At 72.4% G+C, this 15,500-nt stretch carries 15 protein-coding genes and 1 pseudogene; 11 read left to right on the forward strand and 5 right to left on the reverse strand.

The genetic code is table 11. From position 1 onward, the window contains the following. Positions 1-6 precede the first annotated feature (6 nt). From P3T37_RS15350 to P3T37_RS15365, 4 genes are read left to right on the forward strand one after another with little or no spacing between them, the layout of a single operon-like run. Positions 7-633, forward strand: a complete 627-nt coding sequence (locus tag P3T37_RS15350; RefSeq protein ID WP_280724191.1) for a bifunctional 4-hydroxy-2-oxoglutarate aldolase/2-dehydro-3-deoxy-phosphogluconate aldolase — start codon at positions 7-9, stop codon at positions 631-633. Further along, entirely contained in the window at positions 630-1,595 is a 966-nt protein-coding gene (locus tag P3T37_RS15355) for a sugar kinase (protein ID WP_280724192.1), read from the forward strand. Before P3T37_RS15350 ends, P3T37_RS15355 begins: the two co-directional genes overlap by 4 nt. Positions 1,596-1,611: 16 nt before the next feature. Further along, on the forward strand, positions 1,612-2,484 hold the full coding sequence (locus tag P3T37_RS15360) for an SMP-30/gluconolactonase/LRE family protein (RefSeq protein WP_280724193.1): 873 nt from the start codon (positions 1,612-1,614) through the stop codon (positions 2,482-2,484). Continuing rightward, positions 2,481-2,765, forward strand: coding sequence for a helix-turn-helix transcriptional regulator (locus P3T37_RS15365; protein WP_280724194.1), 285 nt, complete (start codon positions 2,481-2,483; stop codon positions 2,763-2,765). Before P3T37_RS15360 ends, P3T37_RS15365 begins: the two co-directional genes overlap by 4 nt. Before the next feature lie 47 nt (positions 2,766-2,812). Here the strand turns inward: P3T37_RS15365 and P3T37_RS15370 are convergent, their stop codons facing one another. The 5 genes from P3T37_RS15370 to P3T37_RS15390 all read right to left on the reverse strand — a co-directional run bounded on the left by P3T37_RS15370 (position 2,813) and on the right by P3T37_RS15390 (position 8,362). Next, the gene (locus P3T37_RS15370) at positions 2,813-3,838 is read right to left on the reverse strand and encodes a CAP domain-containing protein (RefSeq protein WP_280724195.1); all 1,026 of its coding nucleotides are present in this window, start codon (positions 3,836-3,838) and stop codon (positions 2,813-2,815) included. A gap of 175 nt (positions 3,839-4,013) precedes the next feature. Then, positions 4,014-5,840 (reverse strand): hypothetical protein, encoded by a 1,827-nt coding sequence (locus P3T37_RS15375; RefSeq protein WP_280724196.1) that lies wholly within the window; start codon positions 5,838-5,840, stop codon positions 4,014-4,016. A 294-nt stretch (positions 5,841-6,134) separates the two neighbouring features. Then, positions 6,135-6,260, reverse strand: coding sequence for a hypothetical protein (locus tag P3T37_RS15380; RefSeq protein ID WP_280724197.1), 126 nt, complete (start codon positions 6,258-6,260; stop codon positions 6,135-6,137). Positions 6,261-6,342: 82 nt separating this feature from the next. After that, positions 6,343-6,879, reverse strand: coding sequence for a Rieske (2Fe-2S) protein (locus P3T37_RS15385; protein ID WP_280724198.1), 537 nt, complete (start codon positions 6,877-6,879; stop codon positions 6,343-6,345). Positions 6,880-6,976: 97 nt separating this feature from the next. Next, on the reverse strand, positions 6,977-8,362 hold the full coding sequence (locus tag P3T37_RS15390; RefSeq protein ID WP_280724199.1) for a hypothetical protein: 1,386 nt from the start codon (positions 8,360-8,362) through the stop codon (positions 6,977-6,979). Between the two features lie 485 nt (positions 8,363-8,847). Between P3T37_RS15390 and P3T37_RS15395 the strand changes: the two genes are divergently transcribed. From P3T37_RS15395 to P3T37_RS15425, 7 genes and pseudogenes are all read left to right on the forward strand, one after another. Beyond that, a complete protein-coding gene (locus P3T37_RS15395; protein WP_280724200.1) occupies positions 8,848-10,878 on the forward strand; it encodes an FAD-dependent oxidoreductase in 2,031 nt (676 codons plus the stop codon). Next, entirely contained in the window at positions 10,875-11,120 is a 246-nt protein-coding gene (locus tag P3T37_RS15400; RefSeq protein WP_280724201.1) for a hypothetical protein, read from the forward strand. Before P3T37_RS15395 ends, P3T37_RS15400 begins: the two co-directional genes overlap by 4 nt. Before the next feature lie 50 nt (positions 11,121-11,170). Continuing rightward, positions 11,171-11,728 carry a Rieske (2Fe-2S) protein gene (locus P3T37_RS15405; RefSeq protein WP_280724202.1) on the forward strand — a complete coding sequence of 186 codons (558 nt, stop codon included), beginning with the start codon at positions 11,171-11,173 and terminating at the stop codon, positions 11,726-11,728. 229 nt (positions 11,729-11,957) lie between these two features. Continuing rightward, a complete protein-coding gene (gene lepB, locus P3T37_RS15410; RefSeq protein WP_280724203.1) occupies positions 11,958-12,743 on the forward strand; it encodes a signal peptidase I in 786 nt (261 codons plus the stop codon). Next, positions 12,740-13,513: a ferric reductase-like transmembrane domain-containing protein gene (locus P3T37_RS15415; RefSeq protein WP_280724204.1), complete on the forward strand. Its 774-nt coding sequence runs from the start codon at positions 12,740-12,742 to the stop codon at positions 13,511-13,513. Before lepB ends, P3T37_RS15415 begins: the two co-directional genes overlap by 4 nt. A gap of 23 nt (positions 13,514-13,536) precedes the next feature. Further along, positions 13,537-14,322 (forward strand): annotated as a pseudogene (locus P3T37_RS15420) (HAMP domain-containing sensor histidine kinase); the annotation flags it as partial. Between the two features lie 425 nt (positions 14,323-14,747). Beyond that, positions 14,748-15,395, forward strand: coding sequence for a ricin-type beta-trefoil lectin domain protein (locus tag P3T37_RS15425; protein ID WP_280724205.1), 648 nt, complete (start codon positions 14,748-14,750; stop codon positions 15,393-15,395). Positions 15,396-15,500: the final 105 nt, after the last annotated feature.

Genomic DNA, 15,500 nt, shown 5'->3' on the forward strand with positions numbered 1-15,500 from the left:
ATCCCCGTGAACCTGACCGAACTGCCGTACCGGACCCTGGCCATCGTGCGCGGCACCGACCGCGATGCGGCGCTGCGCACCGTCCTCACCCTCGCCGAGGAGGGCATCACCGCCGCCGAGGTGTCCCTGACCACCCCCGACGCCCTGTGGGTGATCACCCGGGCCCGCCGCGAACTCGGCCCCCGCGCGACCCTCGGCGCCGGCACCGTCCTGACCGGCGAGGACGCCGCCCGCGCCGCCGACGCCGGCGCGAGCTTCCTCGTCACTCCCGGCCTCGGCGAGGACCTGCGCCGCAGCCCCACCCCGGAACTCCCCCTGCTGATAGGGGCACTGACACCCAGTGAGGTGATCACGGCGACCGAGAACGGCGCGCTCGCCGTCAAGCTCTTCCCCGCCTCGCTGGGCGGCCCCGGCTACCTGAAGGCCCTGCGCGACCCCTTCCCCACCGTGCCGTTCCTGCCCGTCGGCGGTATCGACGCCGCCTCGGCGCTCGGCTACCTCGCCGCAGGCGCGGTCGCCGTCGGCGTCGGCTCACCGCTGGTCGGCGACGCCGCCGGCGGCGGAGACCTGGACGCGCTGCGCGAGCGCGTCGCCCGCTGGCGCACCGCCCTCACCGAGGAGGTCGCGGCATGACCGGCACCCCACCGCTCGACGTCGTCACCGTCGGCGAGACCATGGCCGCGCTGCGCGCCACCGGCCCGGTCAGGCTCGGCGCGCCGATGCAGCTGTCCGTCGCGGGCGCCGAGGCCAACGTGGCGATCGGGCTGGCCCGGCTCGGACACCGCGCCGGCTGGGTGGGACGGGTCGGCGACGACGAGTTCGGCGCACTCGTCCTGCGCACGCTGCGCGCCGAACAGGTCGACGTCAGCCACGCGCGCCTCGACCCCGACGGCCGACCCACCGGCCTGCTGGCCCGTGAGGACAGGATCGCCGACCTGGTCAGTGTCGCCTACTACCGCACCGGCTCGGCCGGCTCGGCCCTTCGGGCCTCGGACGTCCTGCCTGCCCTGAACCCCGGTGTCCGCGTCCTCCACCTGACCGGGATCACCCCCGCCCTGAGCGCCGACGCCGCCGAGGCCGTCCGCGCGGCGGCCGCCAGGGCCCGCGAACTCGGCATCACCGTCTGCCTCGACGTCAACTACCGGGCCCGCCTGTGGTCACCGGCCGCCGCGAGGACAGCCCTGCTGCCGCTGGCCCGGCTGGCCGACGTGCTGGTCGCCTCCGCCGACGAGCTCCACCTGGTCTCCGAGGACCCGTCCCTGCCCGAGCCGGACGCGCTCACCGCGCTGCTCGCCCAGGGACGCCGCGAGGTGGTGCTCACCAGAGGCGGCGACGGCGCGAGCGCCACCACCATCCATGGCACCGTCGACACGCCCGCCCGCAAAGTGCCCGTGGTCGACGTGGTCGGGGCCGGCGACGCCTTCGTCGCGGGCTACCTCTCCGGCCTGCTCGACGGACTCGACGTCGAAGGCCGCCTCCAGCGGGCCGCCGCCACCGGCGCCTTCGCCGTCGCCACCCGAGGCGACTGGGAGGGCCTGCCCACCCGCCGCGACCTCAGCCTCCTCGACCAACCCGCCGGCACCACCCTTCGCTAGCCTCCCGGGAGTTCGCATGACCGAGTCCAGCCGGATCGAGACCTGGGTCGACGGCGACCACGAACTCGGCGAAGGCGCCCGCTGGATCGACGGACGGCTCGTCTACGTCGACATCCTCGCCGGGCGCCTGCTCGAAGTCGCCGACCTCCCCGGTCCGCGAACTTCGCGCGAACTCCTGCGACTTGACGTCCCCCTCGGCGCCGTCGCCCCGATCGGCGGACGCCCCGGACACTGGATCGCGGCCGCCGGCACCGGCATCGCCCTGCTCGACCCCGACGGCCGCCTCAACTGGCTCGCCCGCCCGGAGGACCGGTCCCCCGTCCCCACCAGGATGAACGACGGCGCCTGCGACCCGCACGGCCGGTTCTGGGCCGGCAGCATGGCCTACGACGCCACCCCAGGCGCCGGCTCCCTCTACCGCACCGACCGCGACGGCTCCGTCCACCGCGTCCTGGACGGCATGACCATCGTCAACGGCCCCGCCTTCACCAGCACGGGAGACCTCCTCTACGTCGCCGACTCCGCCGCCGGCGTCATCCACCGCTGCACCCTCGACCCCGACGGCAACCCCACCGGCCGCGAGGAGTTCACCCGCGTCACCGCCGGCGGCTCCCCCGACGGGATGACCATCGACACCGACGGCTGCCTCTGGGTCGCCATCTGGGGCCACGGCACCGTCCACCGCTACCACCCCGACGGCACCCGCCTGGCCACCCTGCAACTGCCCGCCTCCCAACCCACCTCCGTCTGCCTCACCCCGACCGGCGGACGCCTCCTCGTCACCACCGCCCGCCACGGCCTCACCAACCCCGGTCGCCGGGACGGATCCGTGCTGAGCCTCCCAGCCGAGGCCACGGCCCCGCCTGCCTGCGCCTACCAGCCGCGTTGACTTCCTCCCCCTCGAGGGGCTCCGCCGGGGAACATGGGGCTCGACGGACCCAGCCTGCGCGAGGCCGGTCAGGAACGACCCGCCCCCGCGGGCGCCGGGGCTACGGCCAGGACCTCTCCGCCCGTGAGCAGCAGGTCGCCGGCCTCCTCGCCACCGGCGCCACCAACCAGGACATCGCCCGCGCCCTCGCCCTGTCCGTGCGCACCGCCGAACACCACGTCGCCAGCACCCTCAGAAAGCTCCACACCACCAGAGAGCGACTGCACGGCGAACAGCACTGATCACAACGCGGGCGGAACTCCCGGGCGCCGTCGGCCTCCCGCGCGGGTCAGTCCGAGAAGTCCTGGGTCATCCACACCGTTCCCGAGGAGTCGCGCAGCAGCTCGATACCGATGTGGTGGAACGACGGGTCCAGGATGTTGCGACGGTGGCCGTCGTTCGGCGGCTGCTCGGCGAGCATGCTGTTGGTGAGCCCGACGGCCATGCCGGCTATCGCCGCCGTGGTGTCGGCGACCGGGCCGCCCTCGCCGATGTTCTCGCCGGCGGCCGTCCACTGGACGCCGGCGGCGTTCTCGCGGGCGCCGAAGGCGGGCTCGCCCGGGCACTGGTGCTCCAGTCCGCAGCCCGCGGCCATGGTGTGGTTGTGCGCGTCCGCGCTGGTTCGCAGGCCGGCGAGCATCTGCAGCGGTGCGAGGCCCTGGGCGGCGCGTGCCTGGTTGATGACGGCCAGCACCTGGGCAGCCGCCGCGTCCAGGTCGGCGCCGGAGGTGTCGGCGGAGGCGGCGTTCGGCACGGGGGCAGCCGCACCGCCTCCAACGACGGTGGAACTCGGCGCCGGGAGGGGGGAGTTGGTGCCCTGCGCGAGCTGGGGGGCGGCGGCGGTCTGCGCGTTGCCCGCTGCGGGCGCGCTCGACGGTGCACCGGCGGTGGGACGGTTCACCGCCGTCGTGCCGGCAGACGAACTGGGCAGCCGGGTGGGTCCGGTGGCCTGCGGAGCCGGGACCGCCGAGGCGGCGGGGGCCCCGGTCGGCGAGCCGGAGGCAGTGTTCGCCAGGGCGTCGTCGGTCGCCAGCGGTGGTTCCGCAGCCGACAACGGCGTGCCGTCGTGCGGGCCGGGCGACAGGGCTCTGCCGCCCATCACCACTGCTGTCGCCGTCGCCGCCAGCGCGACTGCGGTGAGCAGCGGCTTGGCGCCGCGCACCCCTCGCCTCCCCCGGTGTCGGCCGTTGCCGTCCCGGCGATGGGAGCCACCGCCCGCCCTGCGTGCCACCGGAGTCGGGTCGTACCCGCCTGCCGGCCCCTCACCGCCCCAGGGCTGCGCACTCGACTCGGCGTCGGTCGCGTACTCCATCATCTGCATCTCCTCCTGTCAACGGCCTTCCATGGCAGGAGACCCCCAGGAGGTCGGCCGATAACGGAAAACCTGGAACAGACTTTCGACCCGGGGTTCACGGGCGTCCGGACACCGTGCTCCCCCCGCTGTGTACCGGCACAGCGGGGGGAGCACGGACCTGCGGGTGGCAGCGCGCTCAGGAGACGTTGAGCGCGGTGTCGTCGAGCACGAAGCTGACCCGCGAGGAGCCGTTGGCCTCGACACCGGTGAAGGTGAGCCTCACCGTCCGGCCGGCGAGGGCCGAGAGGTCCAGGGTCTTGTGCTGGTAGCCGTCGGCCGAGTCCCGGTCGGAGTAGGTCGCCAGGGTGGTCGAGCCGGCCGCGACGGTCAGGGTGTCGGCGGTGCTGCTCGGAGTGGCGCTGTTGACGTGCAGCCAGAAGCTCAGGCTCGCCTTGCAGCCTGCCGGGATGGTCACCTGCTGCGAGACGCTGTCGGTCTGCGGGAGCAGGTAGCCGTCCAGCCACGCGTCCCAGGTGCCGGAGTGGGGAGCCTCCCCGCCGGAGTTGTCGATCACGAACGGGGTGGCCTTCCACGGCGAGGCGGTGCCGGCCTCGAAGCCGGGGTCGGCGAGCAGTTGGGCCGGGGTGCAGCGGCCGGCCGACGGCTTGGGAGTGGAGCCGGTGGTGGGGGCGGCGCTGGAGGTGGGCATCGCGGTCGGCCTGCCGCTGGACGTCGCGGTGGGCATAGCGGTGGGTATGGCGGTGGGTATGGCGGTGGGTGTGGGTGTGGGCGTCGCGGTCGGGACGGCGGTGGCCGAGGCCGATGCCGTCGGCGTGGCGGTGGGCGTCGAGGCGGCCTGCTGGCAGCCGAGGTTGGTGAGCGAGGCTGCGAGGCGCTGGGTCAGGAAGTCGAAGAGGGTCTGCCCGTTCTGCGGGGACGCGGCCACGGAGGTGAACGGCCGGTCCAGGACGATGCGCTGGGTGCCGACCGTGGCGAGGTTGGCGCAGTAGGCGGCCGGGTCACCGTTGGCGGTGGCGCCGAGCGCGGGCTGGTCGACGCCGGCGCGGTAGAGGTTGGCCTTGTTCCGGCTCTGCTGGTTGTTCTCGGTGACCATCGGGTCGTTGAGCGGGACGAGGGCGACGGGGCTCGCCTGGAGCTTGGCCGCCTGGAGTTCGTTGAGGGCGAGCGAGGTGACCGTGCTGCCGGGGTCGGCGAGGTCGGGGGCCCGCCACGGGGTGCAACCCAGGGCCGGATCCTCGAAGTTGTCGAGCAGCAGGTTGTCGCTGCCGTTGAGCAGCGCGGCAGGCTGCATCATCGCGCCGCCTGCGAGCGCGGCGGCGTTCTTCGCGGTCTTCTGGGCGATCGTGCCCTGGGTGCTGACCAGGTACTCGGTGGTGACGTTGTCGCTCTGGTCCTGGTCGACCAGGCCGAAGTCGCGGGTGGTCAGGCAGGGTCGGCCGTCCTTGGCGGTGCCCAGGGGCGGGACGGCGAGCCTGCCGGCGCCTTCGGCGGTGTTGGCCGCGGTGAAGAAGGCGGGGGCGTTGCAGTACGCGAACTGGCCGAACGGCTGGCCGCCCTGAATGCCGCCCACGCAGTTTCCGGCGGCGGTCTGACCGGCCAGGCTGAGCGTGTTGCCGTTGTAACCGAACCAGATGCCGACCACGGCGCCGGCCGGCAGGGCCGGCAGGACGGGGGCGGCCGCCGGGGTGCTCCCGTTGTCGATGACCAGCGGGTTGTAGACCGAGAGGGTGCCGGTGGCCGGGTCGATCACGGTGGCCTGGACGAAGGCCGATTGGTTGGCGTTCGACTCGTGGCAGGCGCCCTGGGCCGGATCGGTGGCCGTCAGCCGGTAGGGCGTGGCCAGGCCCTGGGCGGTGAGCGGGTTGGCCGGCACCCGCAGGGTGCAGTTCGGGTTGGGCTGGGCCGGCGGGGCGGCCGGCGGCGTGGTGGCGGCGAAGGACACGCCCAGCAGGGCGGCGCCCGCGGTGATGACACCACCGAGGCCGAGGCTGAACGTGGTCACCCGACGGCTTCGGGCACGGGAACGATGGCTGGCTGACGTAGGGGGCACGGGAGATCCTCTGAAGAAGGTGTCATGACGGTGGGACACGTCTGTGAGGGCGACGGCCGATCGCTGACGGGTGCTCAAGGGCGAGCAGGCGTCAGCTTCGAGACCACAGGGGGGAGTTCGGGCTCTCAACGTGGGAGCGAACGCCGATGTGATCGATCGTAGGAGGCTTCCGGGGCCGGAACCCGCCGTCGGGTGATCCCCTAAGGGACACATAAGGCGCCGCTCAACCGACGGCAGGCCGCCCGCTCAGTCGACGGCGGCGGTCACCGCGTCCCCCGCGCGCCAGGCGCGGGACGAGCCGCCGTCCACCGCGGTCGCCGCCGTGGCGGCCCCCAGCGACCAGGTCGTGGCCTTGAGCGGGAACCTCGCCAACCCGGCCCGACCGGCGTGCGCCGCGCTGGAGGCATCGACGTGGGCTCCGGTCGTCCGCGCCGCGAGACGTTGGGCTGCGGCGTCAGCCGCCCAGTACCAGGTTGCCGCCGTCGACCTTCACCGCGACCGCGGGCAGCGCGGACATGGCCGGTCCCCCGGCGACCGAGCCATCGGCGATCTTGAAGGTGCTGCCGTGGCAGGGGCACGTGATGACTCCGCCGGAGACGCCGGAGACCGTGCAGCCCTTGTGCGTGCAGACCGCGCTGAACGCCTTGTACTGCCCCGCCGTCGCCTGGGTGACGACCACCTTGGCCGCGGGGAAGACGACGCCACCGCCGACCGGGACGTCCATCGCCCTGCCGAGCACGGTGGGGCCGCCGGACATCGACGGGTCGGCCGTACCGTTGGCGGCGGCGCTACCGGGCGAGGGAGAGTCGGCAGCGCCCGTGGAGGTGGGGGCGTCCGAGGCGGGGGCGTCCGAGGCGGAGCCGTCTGCGACAGACGACGAACAACCGCACAGGGCCAGCGCCGCCGCGCCGCCGATACCGGCGGTTCCGCAGAGCATGGCACGGCGGGAGGGGGTGGACTGCCGCGCTTCGGCGGCCGTGTTGTCGGACATGGTGATCTCCTTCTCGAAGCCGGCGGACAAGGAGCGCCGGACCTGTTGCGGTGGACGAACTGACCTGAGGGGAACCGTGGTTGATACGGCTGCCGGCCTACCAGTGGCTGCCGTAGGCCGTGATCGTCGGGCTCGGTGAGGTGGCCGGGCTCGGTGCCGTGGTCGGCGCCATGGTGGGGGTCGGTGCCGCGGTGGGACGCGGGGTGCTGGTCGGCATCGCGCTGCCGCTCGGCGTGGCCGTCGTGCTCGGCACGGCGGTGGGCTCCGCGGTGGGGTCCACGGTGGGCTTCGCGGTCGGACCGGGGGTCGGGCCGGTCGGCGGGCAGCCGAGACCGACCAGCGAGGCGGCCAGCCGCTGGGTCAGGAAGTCGAACAGGCTCCGGCCTGCCTGCGGAGACGCCGCCCCGGCGGTGAACGGCCGGTCCAGGTTGAGGCGTTGGGCACCGAAGGTGGCGCGGTCCGTGCAGTACGCCGTCAGGTCGCGGTGCGCGGCGGCGCTGTCGCGGGGCAGTGTTCCGTCCGCGTGGTAGCCCATCGCCTGCCCCGGGTCCTGCTGCCCGGTCCTGGTGCCGGGCGGGCCGCCGATCGGGACCAACGCGATCGGTGACGCCTGGAAGTTGGCCGCCTGGAGTTCGTCGAGGGCGAGCGCGGTGGCCTTGCTGCCGGGGTCGGCGAGGTCGGGGGCCATCCACGGGGTGCAGCCCAGCGCCGGGTCCTGGAAGGTGTCCAGCAGCACGTTGTCGCTGCCGTTGAGCGGCGCGACCCCGCCATGGATCACGGCACCGTGGAGCAGCCGCCCGGTGTTCACGGCGGTCTTCTGCGCGGTCCGGCCGTGTGCGGCGGTCAGATACTCGGTGGTGACGTTGCCGGCGCGGTCCTGGTCGACCAGCCCCATGTCGCGGGTGGTCGGACAGGGCCGGCCGTCACGGGCGGTGCCCAGGGGCGGAACGGTGAGCTTGCCCGCGTGCTCCGCGGCGGTCGCGGCGGCGAAGAACGCCGAGCCGTTGCAGGAGGCGAACTGGCTGAACGGCTGCTCTGCGGAGCGGCCGACGCAACTCCCGGCGGCGGTCTGACCGTTCAGCCGGAGGGCGGCTCCGTTGAAGCTGACCCAGATGCCGACGACCGCCCGCTCCGGCAGCGCGGGGAGCACCGTACCGGCGGCGGGCTCGCTGCCCTTGTCGATGACCAGGGGGTCGTAGACCGCGATCGCGCCGCTGGCCGGGTCGAGCACGGTGGCCTGGACGAACGCGGCCTGGCCGGCGTTCGACTCGTGGCAGGGCCCGTTCGCGGGATCGGTGGCGGTCAGGGTGTAGGGAGTGGCCAAGCCTCGGGCGGTGAGCGGGGCGGCCGGCACGGTGAGAGTGCAGTTCGGATCGGACAGGGCACCCCCGGGAGCGGTGGGAACGATGTCGGCGAAGGAGACGCTGAGCAGGGAGGCGCCGACCGCGAGGACGCCCCCGAGCGCGAGGCTCCAACTGGTCACCCGGCCACGTCGGGCTGGGGAATGGTGTTTTGCTGACGGTCGAGGCATACGAGATCCTTTGGCCGATGTCGGCACTGGGGGAAGGCAGGTCGTTCCCGGTCCGGAACGAATGGCCGACACCGTCGATCGTACGAACGACTCGGGGCTGAAATCGCCGGGAACAAGAGCCGATAACCCACGCATAAGGTTTCCCTCATCCGCGATTTCGGGGCCGCCCGGTGGCCTTCCCGACCCGGAAGGCGGCCTCAGGTCAGCGCAACCTTATGCGTTGATTAGGAGCGGTTGTACTCGCGGGTTTCCGCGTCGAAGCGACCCTACGATCGGATCAGCCGGTCCTCCCTCTCCCCCGGAGAGCCAGCCTCTGCGCAAAGAGCAGCGGAACCCGAAATCCATTGCCGCCGCATTGCCGTCCCTCTCCGTCGAGGCTCTGCCAGGAGCCTCCCCCGAGCGATTTGGACACCACCTGTATGACCATCCCGGCTGCATTGTCCAACGAAGCATGGTGGCCGCCGCACGAACCACCGCGTCACGAGGAGCAACGGCCCCTGCCGCAGGCTTTCCAGGCACCGCAGCAGCCGTTCTGGGAGAGCCCCCGGCCGCAGGGGCCATGGCCACCGCAGACCCCGCTCGGGCAGGAACACGACGGGACGTGGCAGGGGTACGAGCCGGCAGCGGCCCAGCCTGCCTGGTGGGCCGGTCCTCAGCAGCCCACCGGCGGCATGCCGTACGACACGCAGGCCCTGTACTACGTCCCACCGGTGCAGCCCCTGTACTACGTTCCGCCGGTGCAGCCGCCGCTCCAGCCCCTGGCGGGGTACCACCAGGTCCCGGTGGTGCAGGCATTCCAGGGTGAGACGCTGCCGGCCGTCCGGCCCACGCCGGAGCAACTGGAGCCCGCACCCGGGCAGTGGGTGGAGTTCGAGCCGGAGTTCGAGCCGGAGTTGGAGGTCGAGTCCGGGCTGGAGCTGGTGCCCTGGCTGGAGTTCGCCCCGGAGGAGTTCCTTCCCAAACTCGTCAGCGAGAGCGAGCCGGTGAAGGTCAGCGTGGACAACAACCGCTGCCACATCTACGGCATCTGCCAGCAGGAGGCCCCGGAGGTCTTCCGCATCTCCGAGGGCGGATCACTGCACTACACCGGCAACGTGCCGGCGAACCTCGCGGCCAAGGCGCGGCAGGCGGTCCGCTGCTGTCCGATGCAGGCCATCGCCATCAGCGGCGGCACGGCGTCCACCCCGGGCCGCTCGCGCGGTACAGCGGTACGACGGGACGACTACCGCCGGATCGTGGTCGCCGGGGGCGGTCTGGCCGGGCTCAGCGCCGCGAGCAGACTGCGCGAGCGCGGCTTCGACGGCGAACTGGTCCTGGTCGGCGAGGAGTTGCACCGGCCCTACAGCCGGCCGCCGCTGTCCAAGCAGTTCCTGGCCGGTGAGTTGGACAGCGAGGATCTCACCTTCCGAGCCGACGACTCCCTCGATGCCCACTGGCTGCTCGGCACCCACATGATCGGGCTGGACACCGAGAAGAGGACGCTGAGGCTCCGGGGCGGTGAACGGCTCCCCTACGACGGCCTGGTGATCGCCACCGGCGTCGACGCCAAGCGGCTGCCGCTGTCCCCCGTCGTCAGCGACCGGATCCGCACGGTGCGGACTATGGCGGACGCGGCCGCGATCCAGCAGGCCATGCACGCCGCCCAGGCCCACCACGTGGTGATCCTCGGCGGCGGCTTCGTCGGCTGCGAACTCGCCTGCACCGCACGCGACCAGGGCATGGACGTCACCCTCGTGGTGCACAGCGCTCCGCTGCTGCGCAGGGTACTGGGCGGCAAACTGGGTGAAGTGGTCGGCCGCATCCAGGCCCGGGCCGGAGTCGACGTCCGGCTCAGCACGAAGATCAGCGAGTGGACCGACACCGGATCGGGGCTGCGCCTGCGCCTGGACGACGGCGAGGTGATCGACGCCGATTTCGTCGTCCTGGGGCTGGGCAGCGTGCCGCGCACCGAATGGCTGGAAGGCAGCGGACTGGACGTCACCGACGGCGTGCTCTGCGACACCACCTGCCATGCCGTTGACCTGACCGGTCGTCCGGTACCCGGGGTCGTGGCCGCGGGCGACGTGGCCCGCTGGCCCAACGAGCGGTTCGACTCCACGCCCCGACGGGTGGAACACCTGATCCACGCCGTCGAGATGGGCCAGCACGCCGCCGACTCCCTGCTCCACGGACCCGCGGAGGCCGAGATGTTCACCCCGGTCCCGCGCTTCTGGTCCGAGCAGCACGGGACCCGCCTCCAGGCCGTCGGCATGCCCGCGCTGGGAGAGCGGATGGAGATCGTCGAGGGTTCGCTGCGCTCCGAGAGCTTCGTCGCCGCCTACCGGCGCGACACGCCGCGGGGCACCCAACTGGTGGCCGCGGTGGCCTTCGACATGCCCCGACAGCTGCTGGACTACCGCGACCGCATCGGCCACACCGGCGCGCTCGCGCAGACCCCGACCCTGAGCAGCAGGAGGAGGCGCCGATGAGCCGCCGAGCAACCCGTCGCGGACGGAACTCACCCCGGCGGTCCGGTGACCGGCTGCCGTACCTGCGCAGCCTGCCGGCACGAAGGAACATCCGCTGGCCCTTCATCGCCGTGGTGATGTTCGCCGCCATGGGCCTCTACCTGCTGACCATGCTGACCGCGCCGCCGATGCCCCCCAGCAAGGCCCCGGCTCCTGGGAGCAGCAGCGTCGCGCCCCAACCGCCCGACAACCAGAACGCGTGACGCGCATCCGTCGTCCGCACCCGTCGCCAGATGTCGAGAGAGGGATCTCCATGTCCGAGAACCTGAGTGCCCAAGCGCAGCAGACCGCACCCACCCGCCGTGCCGTGCTCTGCGGAACCGCCGGGATCGGCGGCGCGGCCGCCCTTGCCCTGTGCGGCTGTTCGTCGTCCGCGTCGGCGGGATCCGGATACGGCTCCGCTCCCAGCTCCACGGGGTCCGCCGCATCCGATGGAGCCGCCGGCGCCGGCGCGTCCGGTGCTCCCGCGTCCGGTGCCCCCGCGTCCGACGGTGCCGCAGATCCGTCGATGTCCACCGGCGGTACCGTCCTGGGCCAGGCGATGGACGTGCCGGTCGGCGGCGGCATGGTCTTCCCCGCCGCCAAGGTCGTCGTCACCCAGGCGACCGCGGGACAGTACAAGGCCTTCAGCGCCGTCTGCACGCACAAGGGCTGCACCGTCTCCAGCGTCTCCGGCGGACTCATCAAGTGCCCCTGCCACGGCAGCACCTTCAAGATCGCCGACGGCTCGGTCGCCGACGGACCGGCCCCCACCCCCCTGCCCCCGGTCCCGGTCAAGGTCGACAACGGGAAGCTGGTCCTGGGCAGTTGACCGCCTGCCCGTCCTGACAGCTGGACCGGCCGGGAGCGCTCGCCCAGGCCCTGCGCGCGAGAGAGAGGTACCGGTGGTCACCGAGACCAGGGGCGGGCGCGGGCTCGGCGCCAAGCACTCCCCATCCGGTGGGACGTACGCGGTGGCGTCCGGGGCGCCTGCCGTTCGGGGTCGTGCGGACAGGCGCAGGACTGCTCGGCGCGCCTCACGCCGCAGGAATCGGTCCCGTATGTACGAACTCCCGACGATCACGGTGGTGGCGCTGGCGATCGCCCTGCTGCTGAAGACCTTCCTCCTGCAGCTTTTCGTGATTCCCTCCGGTTCGATGCAGAACACGATCGACATCGGCGACCGGGTCGTGGTGGACAAGTTCAGTCCATGGCTCGGCAGCCGGCCGCAGCGCGGTGACGTGGTGGTGTTCAGGGATCCCGGCGGCTGGCTGGAGACCGGTCCGCAGCACGCTTCCGACGGGCCGGTACTACGCGGGGTGAAGGAGGCCTTCTCCTTCGTCGGCCTGCTGCCCTCCGACAGCAAGCAGGATCTGATCAAGCGGGTGATCGGGGTCGGCGGCGACACCGTGGCCTGCTGCGACGGCCGCGGCAGGCTCACCGTCAACGGCGTCGCGGTGGACGAGCCCTATCTCGCGCCCGGCAACGCGCCGTCCCAGCAGCCCTTCAGCGTAACCGTCCCCAGCGGCCGACTGTGGGTGATGGGCGACCACCGCGACGTGTCCGCCGACTCGCGCTTCCACATGGACGGTCCCGGCCACGGGACCATTCCGCTGGCGAACGTGGTGGGCCGAGGAGTCGCGATCGCCTGGCCGCTCTCGCGTCTCCGGCTCCTCGGTGCGCCGGCCTCACTCGCATCGCTCCCGGCTGCCGCCGGACCCGTGAACGGCGGGCAACCCGCCGGCCGCATCCCGCTCCCGGCACAACGGCACCCCGCCGTGGGCGTGTTGAGCCTCGCCTTCCCCGCCTCGGCGTACCGCAGGAAAAACGGAGCCAGAAATCCATGACCCAGATGTCCGACACACTGCCCTCCATCGGCGCCGAGGGCGATCTGTCGAGCAGCCTCCGCGCGCGATTCGGCAACGCCCTCCCGGTACTTGCCGTCGTTCTTCTCGTCGCGGTGCTGTCCCTGCTCGCGATGCGACCGGCCGTGGCCGCGACTCCCATACCGGGCTCGCCCCTCGACGCCTACGACAGGCAGATTCCGTACGACATGGGCGCCCACGAGATCGCTCGACTGAGCGCGATCATCTCCTACACGCTGATGGTGGCCACGGTCGTCCTCGGCATCGTGCTGCGGATGCGCTACTTCCAACGCAACGTCAACCGCGGCACGGTGTACGGCGCGCACATGACCATCGCCCTCTCGGCGTTGATCTTCGGAGCCGTTCACGGCCTGACCTTCACCTACCAGCCCGTGTGGGACATCGATACCGCCAGACTCCTCATCCCGTTCACCGGCGGCCGGCAACGCGTTCCCGTCGGTCTCGGCATCCTGGGCCTGGAACTGGCCGTCGCGGTCGGATGCTCCGTGTGGCTGCAACAGCGACTCGGGTACAGACGGTGGCTGAGGTTCCACCAACTCTCGTACGTGGCCTTCGGATTGATCTGGCTGCACATCTTCACCGTCCATCCGGAACCGCGCCACCTCGACCTCGTCGCCATCGGCATCGCGGCAGGCTTCCTGTCCTGCCTGCTGGCCTTCCTGATCCGGGCCCTGCCCTCCCGGTCACGGCTCAACCAGCACTCCTTCCCCGGCGAGCGGGGAGCGCGCTGATGACACCCATGGAATCGTCGCGGGAATCGTCCCGGCGCAAGCTCATCTCCTGGCTGTCGCACGACCTGCGCGCACCCCTGGCCGGGCTGCGCGCGATGGCCGAAGCGCTGGAGGACGGTGTCGCCGAAGACCCGCACCGCTACTACGGCCAGATCCGCACCGAGGTACTGCGCCTCACCCGCATGGTCGACGACCTGTTCGAGCTCTCCCACCGGCAGCCCGGCACGCTGGGCCTCTCCCTGTGCCGGGTCTCGGTCTACGACCTGGTGGGCGACGCCATCGTCGGCGCCTCTCCGCTGGCCCGCGAGCGCGGCGTGCGGCTGCTGGACGGACACGTCGAACCGGCCCCCGTCCACGTGGACGACCGGGAGATCGCCCGGGTGCTGGCCAACCTGCTGACCAACGCCATCCGCCACACCCCGGCCGAGGGCGTCGTGGCGGTCGCCGCCCACCGGGAGGCGCACACCGTGGTGCTCTCCGTCACGGACGAGTGCGGCGGCATACCAGAACACGAACTGGCGAGGGTGTTCGACCCCGGATGGCGGGGCGGCGACGCCCGAACCGCGGCCCTGCCCCGCCCCGCCGATGCCGTGAACTCCGCAGGCGCGGTAGCCGCTTCGCCCATCGACGGCCAGGCCGGGCTGGGCCTGGCGATCGTGCGGGAGATCGTGGAGGCGCATGCCGGGCGAGCCGGCGTACGCAACGTCAGCGGCGGTTGCTGCTTCGAGATCGTCCTGCCCGCCGCCGGCCCCACGGACAGCCGCAAGGCGACCCACCAGAGCGGCAGAGCTGAAAGCGCCCGCCGGTGAAACATCAGCGTCGCCCATCAACACCGTAGGTTCCATTGCCGACGACAGGGAGTCGTGTCATGACAGGTACGCAATTCTGCCCACGCTGCGGCCGGGCGGCGGAGGCAGGACAACGTTGCGATCATCGCAGCGACGGCTGGACTGGCATGGCCACCCGCGAACAGCCGTTCCTCCTGCCCTGTGCGGCCGACCGTCGAACGCCTGGCGCAGCCGCGTCCGGGGTCGATACCGCGATTCTCGCGTTCGACACGGCCTTTCCCTCGGCCGAACCGACCGAGCCGACCGAGCCGACCGAGGAAGGACGAGAAGGGGAAGAGGGAGAGGAGGCAGAGGCGCAGAGGGCGGACAGCCGCGGCGGGAGCACCCGCCGCCGAATCTCGCTGACCGGCAACGGCACTCGGCGGCTTCCGTGGACGGTCGCCGGCATGGCCGCCGTGGCACTGATCGCAGCGGCGGCGGTGTCGGTCCAACTCGTCGCGCTGACTGCCCCGACCACGACCGAGCCGGGCGGGACGGCCATCGCCGTATCCGATGCCCCCTCCCCCGACGCGAGCTACACCTTGCCTGCGACGGCGACGCCCCCCGCCGCGAGCACCCCGCCGGACGCCTCCACGGCGTCGGCCACTGCACCGGCAGCCACGCCGTCGGCGGTCACGGCCACGCAGTCGACCCACAACCCGCCCGTCAGCAGCCGGCCCTCACCGATGCCCATCGACGCTCAGCCCGTCCCCGCGGTGCTGGTCGACCCGGCGTCGGGCCGCTGCCTGAACGTCGACACCGCTGACAGCAGCGTGGGACTCCGGTCCTGCGACGGCCGTCCCACCCAGCAGTGGGTCGCCACCGCCCATGCGGAACTGCGCACCCAGGACACCGGACTCTGCCTGGCCCCCAGCTCGGACGCCGTCCAGCCCGGTACGCGGGTGATGGTCCGCTCGTGCACCGGATCGGCAAGCCAGCAGTGGACGGCCCAGTCGGGCGGAAGTCTGTTCAACCCCTCGTCCGGTCTGTGCCTGGACGTACTCAGCGGGTACACCAACAGCACTGCTCCGCTGCAACTGTGGACCTGCGCGTAGCCCGGACGGGCCATCGGTACCGCAGCGACGCCGCCCGGACCCGCGTCGGCACCGGAGTACAGCGCGCAGGCGGCCCGGCACGCGACTCCGGCTCCGTGAACGGGT

This window comes from Kitasatospora sp. MAA4, assembly GCF_029893355.1.
In the GTDB taxonomy this organism is placed as follows: Bacteria; Actinomycetota; Actinomycetes; order Streptomycetales; family Streptomycetaceae; genus Kitasatospora.

Bases quoted from the DNA above. Each gene is read 5' to 3' on its own strand.
- P3T37_RS15415 (WP_280724204.1), top strand. From the start codon at position 12,740: ATGACCCAGATGTCCGACACACTGCCCTCCATCGGCGCCGAGGGCGAT.
- P3T37_RS15355 (WP_280724192.1), top strand. From the start codon at position 630: ATGACCGGCACCCCACCGCTCGACGTCGTCACCGTCGGCGAGACCATG.
- P3T37_RS15425 (WP_280724205.1), top strand. From the start codon at position 14,748: ATGGCCGCCGTGGCACTGATCGCAGCGGCGGCGGTGTCGGTCCAACTC.
- P3T37_RS15385 (WP_280724198.1), bottom strand. From the start codon at position 6,879: ATGTCCGACAACACGGCCGCCGAAGCGCGGCAGTCCACCCCCTCCCGC.
- lepB (WP_280724203.1), top strand. From the start codon at position 11,958: ATGTACGAACTCCCGACGATCACGGTGGTGGCGCTGGCGATCGCCCTG.
- P3T37_RS15360 (WP_280724193.1), top strand. From the start codon at position 1,612: ATGACCGAGTCCAGCCGGATCGAGACCTGGGTCGACGGCGACCACGAA.
- P3T37_RS15370 (WP_280724195.1), bottom strand. From the start codon at position 3,838: ATGATGGAGTACGCGACCGACGCCGAGTCGAGTGCGCAGCCCTGGGGC.
- P3T37_RS15400 (WP_280724201.1), top strand. From the start codon at position 10,875: ATGAGCCGCCGAGCAACCCGTCGCGGACGGAACTCACCCCGGCGGTCC.
- P3T37_RS15405 (WP_280724202.1), top strand. From the start codon at position 11,171: ATGTCCGAGAACCTGAGTGCCCAAGCGCAGCAGACCGCACCCACCCGC.